Annotated in this window: 12 protein-coding genes; 10 read left to right on the top strand and 2 right to left on the bottom strand. The window is 36.7% G+C overall.

What is annotated here, in order from left to right:
• Positions 1-25: 25 nt before the first annotated feature.
• Entirely contained in the window at positions 26-2,494 is a 2,469-nt protein-coding gene (locus R2Q16_RS01035; protein ID WP_316734631.1) for an outer membrane beta-barrel family protein, read from the bottom strand.
• A gap of 144 nt (positions 2,495-2,638) precedes the next feature.
• Here R2Q16_RS01035 and R2Q16_RS01030 point away from each other — a divergent pair, with 144 nt between their 5' ends.
• Together R2Q16_RS01030 and R2Q16_RS01025 are read left to right on the top strand one after the other, a co-directional pair.
• A complete protein-coding gene (locus R2Q16_RS01030; protein ID WP_316734629.1) occupies positions 2,639-3,379 on the top strand; it encodes a hypothetical protein in 741 nt (246 codons plus the stop codon).
• Positions 3,380-3,475: 96 nt separating this feature from the next.
• Entirely contained in the window at positions 3,476-5,869 is a 2,394-nt protein-coding gene (locus R2Q16_RS01025; RefSeq protein ID WP_316734627.1) for a TonB-dependent receptor, read from the top strand.
• Between the two features lie 50 nt (positions 5,870-5,919).
• On the opposite strand, the gene R2Q16_RS01020 is transcribed toward R2Q16_RS01025, so the two are convergent.
• Positions 5,920-7,062 carry a PepSY-associated TM helix domain-containing protein gene (locus tag R2Q16_RS01020; RefSeq protein ID WP_316734626.1) on the bottom strand — a complete coding sequence of 381 codons (1,143 nt, stop codon included), beginning with the start codon at positions 7,060-7,062 and terminating at the stop codon, positions 5,920-5,922.
• Between the two features lie 74 nt (positions 7,063-7,136).
• Here R2Q16_RS01020 and R2Q16_RS01015 point away from each other — a divergent pair, with 74 nt between their 5' ends.
• The 8 genes from R2Q16_RS01015 to R2Q16_RS00980 all read left to right on the top strand — a co-directional run bounded on the left by R2Q16_RS01015 (position 7,137) and on the right by R2Q16_RS00980 (position 14,354).
• Positions 7,137-7,817 carry an HD domain-containing protein gene (locus tag R2Q16_RS01015; RefSeq protein ID WP_316734625.1) on the top strand — a complete coding sequence of 227 codons (681 nt, stop codon included), beginning with the start codon at positions 7,137-7,139 and terminating at the stop codon, positions 7,815-7,817.
• Between the two features lie 28 nt (positions 7,818-7,845).
• Positions 7,846-8,523, top strand: a complete 678-nt coding sequence (locus tag R2Q16_RS01010; RefSeq protein ID WP_316734624.1) for a response regulator transcription factor — start codon at positions 7,846-7,848, stop codon at positions 8,521-8,523.
• Positions 8,520-9,770, top strand: a complete 1,251-nt coding sequence (locus R2Q16_RS01005; protein ID WP_316734623.1) for a HAMP domain-containing sensor histidine kinase — start codon at positions 8,520-8,522, stop codon at positions 9,768-9,770. Before R2Q16_RS01010 ends, R2Q16_RS01005 begins: the two co-directional genes overlap by 4 nt.
• Positions 9,771-9,832: 62 nt before the next feature.
• A complete protein-coding gene (locus tag R2Q16_RS01000) occupies positions 9,833-10,240 on the top strand; it encodes a hypothetical protein (RefSeq protein WP_316734622.1) in 408 nt (135 codons plus the stop codon).
• A 1-nt stretch (position 10,241) separates the two neighbouring features.
• Entirely contained in the window at positions 10,242-11,036 is a 795-nt protein-coding gene (locus R2Q16_RS00995) for a phosphatase PAP2 family protein (RefSeq protein WP_316734621.1), read from the top strand.
• A 46-nt stretch (positions 11,037-11,082) separates the two neighbouring features.
• Positions 11,083-12,570, top strand: a complete 1,488-nt coding sequence (locus R2Q16_RS00990) for a glycosyltransferase family 39 protein (protein ID WP_316734619.1) — start codon at positions 11,083-11,085, stop codon at positions 12,568-12,570.
• Between the two features lie 121 nt (positions 12,571-12,691).
• Positions 12,692-13,258, top strand: coding sequence for an RNA polymerase sigma-70 factor (locus tag R2Q16_RS00985; RefSeq protein WP_316734618.1), 567 nt, complete (start codon positions 12,692-12,694; stop codon positions 13,256-13,258).
• A 100-nt stretch (positions 13,259-13,358) separates the two neighbouring features.
• Positions 13,359-14,354: a FecR family protein gene (locus R2Q16_RS00980; protein WP_316734617.1), complete on the top strand. Its 996-nt coding sequence runs from the start codon at positions 13,359-13,361 to the stop codon at positions 14,352-14,354.
• The last annotated feature ends 85 nt before the right edge of the window (positions 14,355-14,439 follow it).

Raw genomic sequence — 14,439 nt, 5'->3', positions numbered from 1 at the left:
TGTTTAATTGTTAATGGGTTTCTGTTTATTTTCCGCCGCCGCCAACATCTGGTAATTGCGGAGCGTTATCCTCTTTCGTATCCTTTTTAAATTGGAGTTTGCCGAATTTATAAGATAAACTTAAGCCAAAGGATTGTACAGGAATCATTCTGATATTCGTTTGGTTAAAGTTTGGACCGAAACTGCTTTGGGTTTGAGTGAGGTAACGGTTAAAAGGATTTGCTGCGGTTAAGCCAATGCTTGCATTTTTATTCCAAAATTGCTTTCTAATGGCTAAACTATAGTTAAAAACGGCTGGTCTGGTGCTTCTAAAATTTCTTTGTTGTGAGTTATAGTTTCCAAATACCTCTGCCAATAAATTTCCTCCAAATTGATAACTGGCATTTAAATTTGCCCGGTAAGCGAAAGTGCTAACGCTTGCAAGTCCGGGAGCAACGTTGCTTCTATTACCAGCTTGAATATTGGTGCGCAGGTTAAGTTTTTCTGTAACCGGAACCGAGGCAAACAAACTTGCGCCGATACTGGTTTGCGAACCAAGGTTCATCCTTTGCGTTAATGCTACAGCCGAATATTCTACACCATTAATGTTGAGTACATCATAATAAGTGGTGAGTTGTTGCATATCATCTGTATTTCGTCTGTAATATCCAGCGAAATAAATATTTGCGCCTTTTTCAAAAGTTTTGCTGTAGCCAAGTTCAAAATTATTGCCTATTTCGGGTTTCAGTAATGGATTTCCTGTACTAATGTTATGCGGGTCGCTGATGTTGTAAAATGGATTCAAATCACCGTAATCGGGTCTTTCAATACGGTAGGTATAAGCCAGTTTGATGGATTGATTGTTGCCTAATTTATGCTGTAGAGTAAATGATGGTGCAAAAGTATTGTAGCCTGCAATTGATGCACCAGAGAAATTTTCAACCTTTCCGGTTCTCTCATAGCGTAAACCAGCTTTTCCGGTGATAAAATCTTTAAAAAGTGAAAAAGAAGCCGAGAGGTAAGCCGCATAAACATTTCGCTTGTAATTGAAACCATAAGTTTGGTTGGCATTGTTGATGTAATTGCCGTTTGCCAATAAAGTATCGGTTATAACAGTATTGTTCAGGTTGTCGATAAGCGCTTTTGCACCACTTTCTAAAGTGAATTTCTCTGTAATCGGAAGCGTGTAATTTACAGAGATTTCGGTTTCATTTTCTTTACCTGGATTGGTGCTGTTTAACCCTGTATTCGGGAAATTTCCCGATAAATAATTAGAAACCTGTGAAGCATTAACGAGGTTGTTTCCAAAACTACCGTTGTATAAGAAGTCTAATTCGTGACCTTCTTTTGCGAAAGTTTTTTTGTAAGCGAGGCTCACATCGGTAGAATTTGCGTTAAAATTGCTGATTGAGTTCCTTTGGTTTCTCACATCGGAAATCAAATTTCCGGACGCCACTAACAGGTATTGCTGGATTTGATTTGTTGTACCAAGTGTATTATTATTAAAGTGATTATAACCCAATGTTGCCGTAATTTCATCTTTAGGTGTAATGCTCCAGTTTAGGTTTAATCCGGCTTGATAACTGCTTCTTTTCTGTGGGTTCACGCCATCCTGAAAAAATTTATTAATGGTATCTCTACGGTTATTATACGAAAGCCTTTCCGAAGAACTCTGCGTTATGGTGTTAAATTGCTGGTTTCCGCTAAAAAATACACCCGCACCAAAATTTCCTTTCTTTACATTTAAACTAGCCGAACCATTCTGTATTCTTGTGCCTATTGAGTAATTAATATTTGAATTAATTCCCTGTAATTTATTGTCTTTTAAAACGATGTTGATAATACCACCCGTGCCATTCGCATCGTATTTTGCCCCCGGACTTGTAATTACTTCAACGCTTTTAATCTGGCTTGCTGGAATAGACTGTAGTGCATCGGCCAAACTTGCGCCAAAAATGCTCGAAGGCTTTCCATTGATTAAAAAGCGAACGCTTCCGCTGCCTTGCAACTCTACGTTTCCATCAATATCAACACTTACCATCGGGACTTTTTTAAGTACATCGAGTGCCACTCCATTTTGTGCGGTAAGGTCGTTGGCCGCATTGTAAATAGTTTTATCAATTTTATTTTCGATAACAGGTGTTTTAGCCGTTATCGTAACCGATTGCAACTGATCTACTGAAGATTCTAATAAAATAGTGCCCAAATTTATTTGCGAAGTTGTAATGTTCACCGGTTCAAAGGCTTTTTGTTTGTAACCGATAAAATCAACCGTAACTCGATAAGTACCTGATGCTAATCCTGTGATGATAAAATTCCCTTTCTCATCAGAGCTAATGCCGTTAACAACCGTTTTTGTACCGGGTTTAAAAACGGTTACAGTTGCAAAATCAACAGGTGTTTTAGTGGTTGCATCTATTACCGTTCCGGTTATTTTGTATTTACCTGCACTGGTTTGTGCCTTTGCTGTGTAATTAATGGTGAGGATGAATAGCAGAAAAAATATGTATCTCATGAAATTTATTTAATAATAACACGAAGATGCCGGGAGATTCTGTTGCAATTCTGAAGATACACGAGATTGATGACTTTAATAATAATTGTATACGATGGTTACATGTCAATTTATTTTGCCACATTATCTGCTTAGATTTGAAAAATGAAAACATCCCTGTTTAACGCCTTAAAAATTTGCTTGTTCATAAACCTTATTATTTGTCCGTTTTTGGCTAATGCTGCTGCTTACTGGATGGAAATAAAAGGGACGAACAAGATAAACGAACAGGTTACCGTACGGGTTATTTATGGCAACATAGATGATGCTGGCATTAGGCATAGGCATAAGGGAAAAGAGCTTGATTTGGCTGGTGATTTTCGCTTTTCTATTCTTTATCCCAATGGGAAAAATGAAAAACTTAAGCTTGTGAAAAAAGAAGATTGTTGGGAAGCCTATTTTACACCAAATCAAAACGGCAGCTATAGAATTTTTGGCATTAATGATACACATCCGGTTGTTGATCGCTCGGCTACAGGCGGTGAAAATGTTTTACCGATTGATTACCTCTGCGGAGCATACCAGATTGGTGATGATTCTAATTTAAAGCAAAAACCACAGCAGTTTCTGGATATTATTTCAGTAAGAAACGATAATAAAATTTCTTTTACCGCTTTTCGCAATGGAACTGCCGAAAATCAAGGCACAAAAATAAGGGTTTTTAATCCGGAGAACTGGGAGCGTGAATTAGTTTTGGACAAAAATGGTGCGGCTAGTTTTCTAGGGAATAAGGATGGAATGTATAACATCCGATTAGATTGGGTAGAAAATAAGGCCGGTAATTATCTAGGTGTAAATTACAAAAGCATCCGCCATAGGTGCAACAACTGCGTTTTCATAGAGTAAGTGTTAAATTTTAGGTGTATTGCGCTAATTTAGACTAATTATAAATTAAGTTTCTATATTTGCCGCCAATATTTAGAAATCCTAAAAAATCGTTTAATGAAACACTTATACTTATTATTTACTTTATGCTTGCTTATGGTGGGCATTTCTGGCTTTGCCCAAGGTCCTGGTAAGATTTCGGGAAAGGTTACGCTGGTGGATGGTCAGCCTTACGCATCTGCATCCGTTTCGGTTTTGGAAACCGGAAAATCAACCTTAACTGATGAAGACGGAACTTACATTTTCAATAATGTTGCACCCGGCAAATACACCATTCGCTTTCAGTTATTGGGTAATCCACAGAAAGATTTAACTGTAACGGTATCGCAAGGCGAAACAGCGAAACTTGATTACAAACTGGAAAAAGAAAACGTACAAGCTTTGCAAGAGGTAACGGTTGCAGGTACAACGAATAAATTTACGCAGAAGGAGAGTGTTTACATCGCTCGTTTGCCTTTAAAAAATTTAGAAAATCCTCAGGTTTATAATTCTGTTCCGAAAGCCCTATTTCAAGAGCAAATGGCTGTGGATTTGGGTAGCATTGCTAAAAATGTACCTGGAGCGGGCATACCAATGATTGCCAACCAGGGCAGGGTTACTTTCCGTTCTCGTGGTTTCGATACCGAGCCAAACGCCAGAAATGGTGTTGCAGGAGCTGCATTTTCTTTTATCGACCCAGCCAATTTAGAACGTATTGAAGCCATTAAGGGTCCATCAGCTACGCTTTTCGGCAACAGTATTGCCAGTAGTTATGGCGGTTTGTACAATCGTGTTACTAAAAAACCTTATAATGGTTTTGGTGGCGAAGTGGGTTTTACAACAGGAAGCTGGAATTTAAACAGATTAACGGTAGATGTTAATACCCCGATTAATGAAGATAGAACTGCACTTTTTCGTTTAAATGGTGCAACAACCTGGGAACATAGTTTTCAGGATTTAGGGTACACCAACAGCATGAGCGCTGCACCAAGTTTTTCTTATCAGATTACTGATAGATTATCTCTGTTACTAGATGTAGAATTTGGTCAGGCAAAAGGAACATCTGTTGTGCGTTTGAACCCTTACGTAGCTGTACCAGCCGGACAAACCAGTGTAGAACGCTCAATTGCAGATATTAATTTCCCCTACAACAAAACCTTTTTAAGCAACGATTTGACTTATAAAACCCAAATGATGAATATCTTTGGTCAAATCAATTACAAAATATCTGATGAATGGACTTCACAAACCATTTTATCAAGGGCACGTTCATCTATCAGCGGAGATATTACCGCATTAAACGGTAGAAGCGAAACCACAATTCGTCCGAATGTTATTGTTGGTTACACGCAGTTTATCGCGACCGATTTACAACAAAATTTTATTGGCGATTTTAAGATTGCCGGACATAGAAACAGATTAGTTGTTGGTTTAGATTATTACAATAATTTTAATGATTTCGACCGTGTTACGGTTAACCTTCCGGATGTTGATTTTGTTAATACTCCGGCGAGTTATCGCGTAAGCCAGTTTAAGGTAGATTCATTAACTTCCAGAGGAACACTTCGTAAGGAAACCAATAGAGATAATACTTACGCGGCTTATGCATCAAACGTATTCAATATTACAGACCAGTTAACGGCAATGGCTAGTTTAAGAATTAACCGTTATCAATATAAAGGCGTTTACAACATTTCTACAGGTTTAACTTCTGGTGGTTTAGGTGTTGGCGGTGTGCAGGCAGGACCTTATAGCCAAACCAGTCTTTCGCCGAAATTTGGTTTAGTTTACGAGGTTTTGAAAGATAGAGTTTCATTATTTGGTAACTATATGAATGGTTTCTTTAACAAAAGTGGTATCAAGAGAGATGGAAGTGGCTTTGAAGCGGAATATGCAGATCAGTTAGAATTTGGCGCAAAAGCCGATATTTTTAACCATAAACTTGTTGGAACAATTAGCTACTATGACATCAAGGTAAAAAATATTTTACGCCCTGACCCGGTTGATGCAAACTACAGTATTCAGGATGGTTCACAATTAAGCCGAGGACTGGAAGTAGAATTAACTGCTAATCCTTTTGCAGGGTTAAACATTGTGGCCGGATATGCCTACAACGATAGTAAAGTAACTGATGCAAGTGATATCAGAAATAACGGACTTCGTCCGGGGCAATCAGGTCCGCCGAATACGATTAACTTTTGGGTAAGTTACCGTTTTCCGCAAGGGAAACTGAAAGGTTTGGGCGCAGGTTTTGGAGGTAATTCAGGTGATAAATCTTATCATACAAATACTTACAATTCAAAGTTTATTATTCCGGCTTATCAAATATTTGATGCCAGTATATTTTATGACCATTCTAAATTCAGAATTGGTTTTAAAGTTGATAACTTAACCAGTGAAAAAGCATGGTCGGTAAGGTTGACACCACAATCTCCAGCCAGATTCACCGGAAACTTTATATTGAGATTCTAAGGAATAAAAGAGGGTATTTCGAGATGAACGAAATACCCTTTTTTTAATGTTTAAATTGTGTCTTTTTTCTTCTTTTTTCCTTTACCAAGATAAATTAACAAACCTGTAATCGGGAATGATGCAGTTAACAGCGCAACAATAAACATCAGTAACTTGCTTGGCCAACCAAAAATACTTCCGGTATGAATGGATTTGTTTAGTTTCCGAACCTGATTTCCTGTACTTAAAGAACCAAATGTGCGCTCTGTAATTAAATTTCCTGTACGGTTATCAAAATAAAGCTGATTTACAGTGCTAACGATTTCGCTTTCATTCTCTTTTGAAACCAAAACTGGTTTATCTTTTTTATCAGGAAAATTCAGGGTAATGCCGCCATTATAGGGGTAGATACTATCTGTTTTGGCTACAATTTTTGAGTAAATACCTTTTGCTTTCTTTAATTTTCCTGCGGTTTGCTTAATCACTTCAGGTTTTGAAACCTTACCATCAAAAGTAACGAGCATTAGATTTTCAACGGCATCATAACTCCAAACCAAGCCTGTAAGGGTAATTACTACCAAAAAAATCATAGAGTAAAAGCCACCAACGGCATGTAAATCCCAATTGGTGCGTTTAAATGATGCACCAGATTTTACAACAAGGCGTTGTTTTAAGATGTTTTTATTTTTTGGCCACCACAAATACAAACCACTTAGCGCCATAAAAAGCGTAATGGCACAAGAAATTCCGGTGATGGCTTTACCAGTATCGCCCGCCAACAAATATCGGTGAAGATTAAGCACAATTGCAAAAAAGCGTTTGCTCTCTTTTCCTTTTGAAATAATTTCCCCAGAATATGGATTCAGGTAAACATAATCGTAACCTTTCTTTTTGGTGCCAAATGTAGCTTTAACACTGCTTTCAGGGCTTTTCGAAATCATCATCCTAAAGATTTTTTTCTTTGGATAACTCATTTTTGCAATTGTAACTAATGAATCTATCGGTAAAAGATTGCCTTCGGGTTTAACCTGGAATTCCCTTTTGTAAACGATGGCTTCAATTTCATCTTCAAAAGATAAAATGCTTCCCGTTAAGGCAACAACAATTAACACGGCGCCAGCAGCCAAACCAAGCCAAAGGTGTAGAAATGCCAATATTTTTTTAATTGTAGATTGACCTTTTTTCTTTTTATCGGGAATAGATTTTGGTGGCACTGGGTTTGTTTAAATTTGCAGGATAAATATCGAAACAAAAGTAGCTTTATTTAAAATAAATTAAAATAACGAAAGTGATACTTAGTTCGTTAGTATTGGATATCGCCATCTACAGTTTTTCTTCAGAATTAGCTTTTAATATTGTAGAAAATATTGATATGCAAGCGTATTCGGATGTATTGTTAACTAAAGTGGAAGATTTCGTTGTAAAGCGTTTTGAAAGCCTGGGTAATGATATGCATTTTCATAATCTTGAACATACTTTGCTGGTTGTAGAGGCTGTTCAGCTTATTGGGCGGGACGCAGGTTTGACTGTCGAAGGAAGATTTTTGCTCATACTTGCCGCTTTTTTGCATGATGTTGGTTACACAGAAAAATACATTGGTCACGAAGAGTTGAGTGCCGAAATAGCCAAAGATTTTTTAGCTAATAACGGATTATCTGAGGAAAAAATAAAGGTTGTTATCGATTGCATTTTGGCTACCAGATTTCCACAACGGCCAAAGAATTTAATGGAGCAAGTAATTTGTGATGCAGATTTTTATCATTTTTCATTGATTGATTATCCCGCTTTTGCATTAAAGCTTAAGCAGGAATGGGAACTAAAGCTCGATAAAGTTTTCAGTAGTAAAGAATGGGATGCTTTGAACCTTAAATTTCTTGAAAGTCACAGTTATTTCACTGCGTTTGGGCAAGGCGTACTTCAAAAGAATAAAGATAAAAATATAGCGAAACTTGCGAGCAGAATAGGTTAAGTTAACCACAGAATTACTATTTTACATTATGAAAATTTTGGTGATAGAAGATGAGCAGGCCTTATACGAAAGTATTTTAGCTTATTTTACCGGCGAAGGAAATTTGTGTGAACATGCTGCAGATTTTCATTCGGCGAGTGAAAAAATCGAGCTGTACAGCTACGATTGCATCTTGCTAGACCTAGGATTGCCGGGTGGAGAAGGATTGGAATTGTTAACCAGATTAAAGAAACTGAATAAACGCGATGGTGTGCTTATTATTTCTGCCCGTCATTCTTTAGATGACAGACTTTCGGGACTTGATTTGGGTGCTGATGATTATCTTATTAAACCCTTTCATCTTTCAGAATTAAAAGCCAGGGTTAGTGCTATTGTTAGGCGTAAAAACTTTGATGGCGACAACATCATCCGCTTTCAAGAAATTAACGTAGATGTATCCGCGATGAAGGTTACCGTAAATGAAAAACCAGTTATCCTAACAAAAAAAGAATACGATTTGCTTGTTTATTTCTTATCGAATAAAAACAAAGTGGTTACTAAGAATGCAATGGCCGAGCACCTTTGGGGAGATGAAATGGATTTATCTGATGATTTTGATTTCATTTACACGCATGTAAAAAACTTAAAGAAAAAGCTGGCCGAAGCAGGCGCAAAGGATTACGTTAAGTCGGTTTATGGTATTGGGTACAAATTTATTGCGATATGAAATTAGCCTCAAAATATAATCGGGTAAATATTACGGCTTCGGTAGTTGTGTTGATTATTACGGGCATTATTTATTACCTGGTGATTCATTTAATTCTAACAAATAAGCTGGATAAGGATTTGGAAGTTGAGGAGAATGAGATTAAGCAATACACCCAGAATTTTAAAGAACTACCGCTTCCGGGAATTTTTCTCGAACAGCAAATTTCATATCGGCATTTAACTGCCGCGTCCATTGTAAAAAGAGAATTTAGTGACATCGAATACCTCAACTCAAAAGAAAATGAATTGGAACCCGGGCGTAGGTTGGTGACCTCGCTTCGCTTAAATAAGCAGGTTGTTGAAGTTACAATTACCAAGTCTAAAGTAGAATCAGAAGATTTATTGAGGGTTATTTTACTTATCACTTTAGGCGTTACCGCAATTTTACTTGGGTCGCTTTTTTTAATAAACCGATTTGTTTTAAACCGACTTTGGCAACCATTTTACCAAGTGCTTAAGCATATGAAAACTTTTGAGGTAAGCAGGATGGAAAATATTAAGCAAGAGCCAACCAATATTGATGAATTTATTGAGCTTAATCAATCGGTTAATGCAATGGCCGAGCGTGTAAAGAAAGATTATAAGGAGTTGAAGAGTTTTACAGATAATGCTTCGCATGAAATGATGACCCCATTGGCTGTTATCAATTCTAAACTCGATTCATTATTGCAAACAGATGCATTTACGGAACAACAGGGGCAGCTTTTAGAAGATATTTATCAGGCAACTGGTAGGCTTTCAAGGCTTCATCAATCCTTATTATTATTGGCGAAAATTGAGAATAATTTAATACCTGATGTACAGGAAGTAGATTTAAAAGAGCTTCTGGAATCGAAAAAAAGACAATTTCAAGAGCTTTTCGAGCGGGATGGATTAAAGGTTGAATCCAAACTGGAAAACAAAACTGTTGTGATGAGTCGTTACCTGGCTGATATACTTTTAAATAATCTTTTCAGCAATGCGGTAAGGCATAACATTCCAAATGGTAAAATAATCATTGAATTAACTGAGGCTGCGCTCATCATTTCTAACAACGGAAAAGACAATAACATAAAAGACAGGCTTTTTGATAGGTTTTCTAAATCAGGCGAATCTGAAGGAATGGGCCTTGGCTTGGCGATTTCTAAGCAAGTATGTAACCTGTATGGTTATCAGATTGTTTACTCGAAAGAAGCAGATTTACATATTTTTAAGATTCTTTTTTAAAAAGGTCTCAACTTCAGAATTACTACATATTTGCCTTATAGTTTTGATTAAAAATTAAGACTATGAAAAAGATTTTTGGAGTTTTTCTACTTATGGGTGGCGTTGTAGGCATTTCATTCGCCCAAAAAATTGCAGATGCAAAAGTGCCTGCTGCAGTTAAAACTGCTTTCACAAAAAATCATCCTGGCGTAAAAGCAAAATGGGAAATGGAAAAGCAGAACTACGAAGCAGAATTTATCTTAAAAGGTATCGAAACTTCAGAAGTTTATGTAGCATCTGGTTCTCTTGTGGAGACTGAAGTTTCAATTAAACCGTCAGAATTTCCTGCAGCAGTAATGGCCAAATTAAAAGGAGTGAAAATTTCTGAAGGGGCAAAGATTACGAAAGCTGATGGAACGGTACAGTATGAAGCGGAGGTAAAAGGAAAGGATTTATTATTTGATGCCAAGGGTAATCCTGTAAAGCCTTAATATGCTTAAAATCGTCCCCTTAATCTTGCTGCTTTTTGCGGCAACATTATCTTCAAAAGCACAAGAAGCTGATTCTTTAAAAAATACAACAACCGTTGATACAACTGGCAATTGGTACGCCGGGCATGTTGTGCAAAAAAAGAAGTTTAATGTTGTTTCGTTTATTGCGCCAGCGGTTTTGGCTGGTTATGGTTTTGCTGCGGTTTATGATAAAGGCGCACTTCATCAGCTTGATATGAGTACAAAGGCTGAATTGCAGGAAGATCATCCATTGTTTGCAGCGCATGTAGATGATTACATGCAATTTGCTCCGGCAGCGGCGGTTTATGCTTTAAATTTATCTGGTATCAAAGGCAAGCACAATCTTTTCGATGCGACTATGCTTTACGCTACATCAGCAGCAGTAATGGGCTTATCAACGCATTTTGTTAAGCAAGGGGTTGGTAGAATGCGGCCAAATGAAAGTGGAAACAATTCATTTCCTTCTGGTCACACGGCTTCTGCTTTTATGGCTGCGGAGTTCTTGCATCAGGAATATAAAGATGTTAATCCCTGGATTGGTTATGCAGGTTATTTCGTGGCTACCGCAACTGGAACCTTAAGAATGTACAACAATAAACACTGGTTTAGCGATGTTGTAGCCGGAGCCGGATTTGGCATAGCCTCAACAAAAATTGCTTATCTGGTTTATCCATACATCAAACAGGTTTTTAATCAAAAACACACTTCAAAATTCACATTGATGCCTTATTATCAACCTGGTGGTGCAGGTTTAATGCTATCTGGCAGGCTTTAATGCGTGTTATATTTTCAGCGTTTTCATCATAAATAAATCTCAATAGATGAATATCTTTAACAGGCTCCAATCTTCAATTGGAAAAAGCTCATTTTATATGCTGATTGGCATTATGCTAATCCGTTTTATTTCCATTTGGATAATGGGACCAATGCCTCAGGATGCCTACTATTTCTTTTATTCGCAGCATCCAAGTCTTTCCTATTTCGATCATCCTCCGGCAATTGCATACCTTTTATGGTTATTTACTACCGTTTTGGGTAAAAATGTATTTGCAATTAAATTGGCTGATTCCTTTTTAGCGGCATTAACCTGTATTGCGGTTTACAAGTTAAGTATCCGCATTTTTCCTAAAGATGAAACTGAAAAGGTAATGGTCCTTTTTTTAAGTACGTTAATGGTGAGCATACTTTCTTTGGTGTCTACTCCAGATACGCCATTACTTTTTTTCTGGACAGTTTCTTTAATTGCACTCTACGAAGCAATATTTAACCATAAGCGCAAATATTGGCTCATTGCCGGAGTTTTGATGGGTTTAGCTTTCGACAGTAAATATACCGCTGTTTTCCTCCCGGCAGGTATGCTCCTCTTTTTGCTTTTATCTTCTGCTCATCGTAAATACCTTTTAACATTCTGGCCCTGGCTAAGTGGTTTAATTATGGTTTTGGTGTCTTCTCCGGTAATCATCTGGAACATACAAAACCATTTTGCCTCTTTCGCTTTTCAAAGTAGTAAACGGATGCAAGATGCAGCTGCATTAAACTTTAAACCACAATTATTTGTTGGATTTTTAGGGCATCAACTAGCATTATTGATGCCAGTACTTTTTATTGTAATCATATTTTCTATTATTAAATTGATTAGAAACTATGCCTCAAAGCAAAGCGAAATTACTGCTTCAGGTATTTTTTTACTGTCGTTTTTTCTTCCAATATTCTTAATTTTTCTACTGTTATCTCCAATCTATTGGATTAAAATTAACTGGATGATGCCATCATACATCACCGGAATAATATTGGCTGGAAGTATGATTGATAAAAGGTGGATTAAAATACAAATTATCCTTTCTTTTATTGTACATATTGGTTTGTTAGTGGAGTTAGCTTTTTATCCACTTCCAATAAAATCTGATGACACATGGGTAGGATGGAAATCGCTTTCAGAAAAGGCAAATTCACTTAAAAGTAAATATAAGGCCGATTTTATTTTTTCTGCTGATGGCTATAAAACAACCGCAGAATTGAATCTCTACAATAATTCTTTTATTTATGGCCAGAACGTTATCGGACAGCAGGCTTTGCATTTTGATTTTATAGGTACAGATTTATCGGCATTAAAGGGAAAAGCTGCCATCTTTATAGATTCTGACCCGGGATTTAAAAACGGAGAAAAGGAAACTGTCGCTAGTGATATACTGAAACCTTATTTCAATTCTGTAACACAATTAAATCCAATCATCATTAATCAGAATTCTCGTCCGGTACGTAAGTTTTATGTGTATTTGTGTAAGGGTTATAAATTTCATAAAAAATAGAGGTTACTAATGGATGTCCTAAGCTAAACTGCTCCATTTTACATTGCTTGTTTGCATCACTATTTTTTTTAACTTTATTTTAATCACACTTTAACAGGTGACCTTTAGCTTTGTTTTAACTATGAGCATGAACCAAACTGAAGATTTTGAGCTTTTATTGCAATTGAGTAATGATGATGAAAAGGCATTTGATCAATTGTTTACGAAATATTATCCTGGCTTAATCCGCTTTTGCAAATCACTGCTTCACTCATCTGATTGCGATGCAGAGGATTTAGTTCAGGACGTTTTTTTTAAGCTTTGGCAAGGTCGAAAAATGCTTTCAGTGCACACTGCGCTTAATTCTTTTTTATACACTTCAGTTAAAAACAAGGTTTACGATCATTTCCGTAAACACAAGATTCGTGCTTTTGTTCAGGTAGATTTAATTGAAGATAAACCGATTGATAGTTATCAGATTCCTGATGAGGTGTTGATGTACAAAGAGTTGCATCTGGATATTCATCAAATGATAGCCTTGTTGCCTGAAAGAACGGAGTTGGTTTTTCGCATGAACAGACACGACCATCTTTCTTATGAAGAAATTTCTAAAATGCTCGGCATTTCTTTAAACTCGGTAAAAACCCATATGTATCGTGCTTTAAAATTCCTGAAAGAAAACTTTCGTCATTACAATTCTCCTTCTTAGTGTTAAGTAATTGTTAATCATATTACCTTTTTGTTAAATGTAATTAATATTGTAAGGATGTGATTATCCTTTTTCGTCTTCCTTATAAATACCACAGATTTTGGAAGAAAGAGAAATTTATTTATTAATTACACGATACCTGCAAAAGCAAACTACTACAGAAGAAAACGAAATTCTGGCAGATTGGATTACAGACTCTGCAAAGAACGAGCAAACTTTTGAGGAGATTAAACTCACCTGGCAATATACAGCCTTACCTAAAACTGATGAAAGTGCAGATGCACTTGCAAGGTTAAAATCCAGAATAAAATCTGAGGAGGAGGAAGGCACCGTAATCAAAGGGCTATTTCCTTTTAAATGGAGGATTATCACAGCCAGTGTAGCTGCAATATTAATCGTCGCATTTGGCGCATATTATTTTCTTAGCCCATTTAATGCCACTTCAACAGAAATGCACATGGTAAGCACACGTTCTGGCGAAATGAAAAATATAACCTTAACCGATGGAACTAAAATATCGGTAGGGCCAAAAAGTATTTTGCGTTATCCGGCTGTGTTTAATGGAAATGAAAGAAATATAGAATTAGATGGTGAAGCTTATTTTGAGGTGAGCAAAAATCCACACAAACCCTTCCACGTTAAAACAGCCGATTTAATTGTAAAAGTATTGGGTACGCATTTTAATGTAAATGCTAAAAAAAATCAGGTTTTAACAACCGTATCCCTGCTTGAAGGTAAAGTTGAGGTTAATCTTAACGATGATAAAGAAGATGCTTACTTGCTCAAACCTGGTCAGGAGCTTTCTTTTGACAGAAACAGCCTTCGGGTATTTCAACGCAGTTTAGACAGTGTAAATGTGTTAGGCTGGATGAGCAAAACACTTGTTTTTAGCAACGATAAACTGAGTGATGCAGCGGTTAAAATAGAAAATATGTATGGGGTAAAAATAATATTTGCCGACCAAGCTACTGCTGATACGCGTATTTACGCACAATTTAAAGGCGATAAACTGGAGGATGTGTTAATCATTATTTGCACACCCGGAAATTTAGACTATCGTAAACAAGGAAACAAAATTTATATAAACGCCAAATAATGAAATAGAAAAGAAGTATTCAAACTATGCCAGGCATAGTTATATGAAAAAGAAACCGGCATGGTCGAGATGCCGGCTATTAATC

The sequence above is a fragment of the Pedobacter aquatilis genome (assembly GCF_032678425.1).
GTDB lineage: Bacteria > Bacteroidota > Bacteroidia > Sphingobacteriales > Sphingobacteriaceae > Pedobacter > Pedobacter aquatilis_B.
This window is presented reverse-complemented; position numbering and strand designations above follow the sequence as displayed.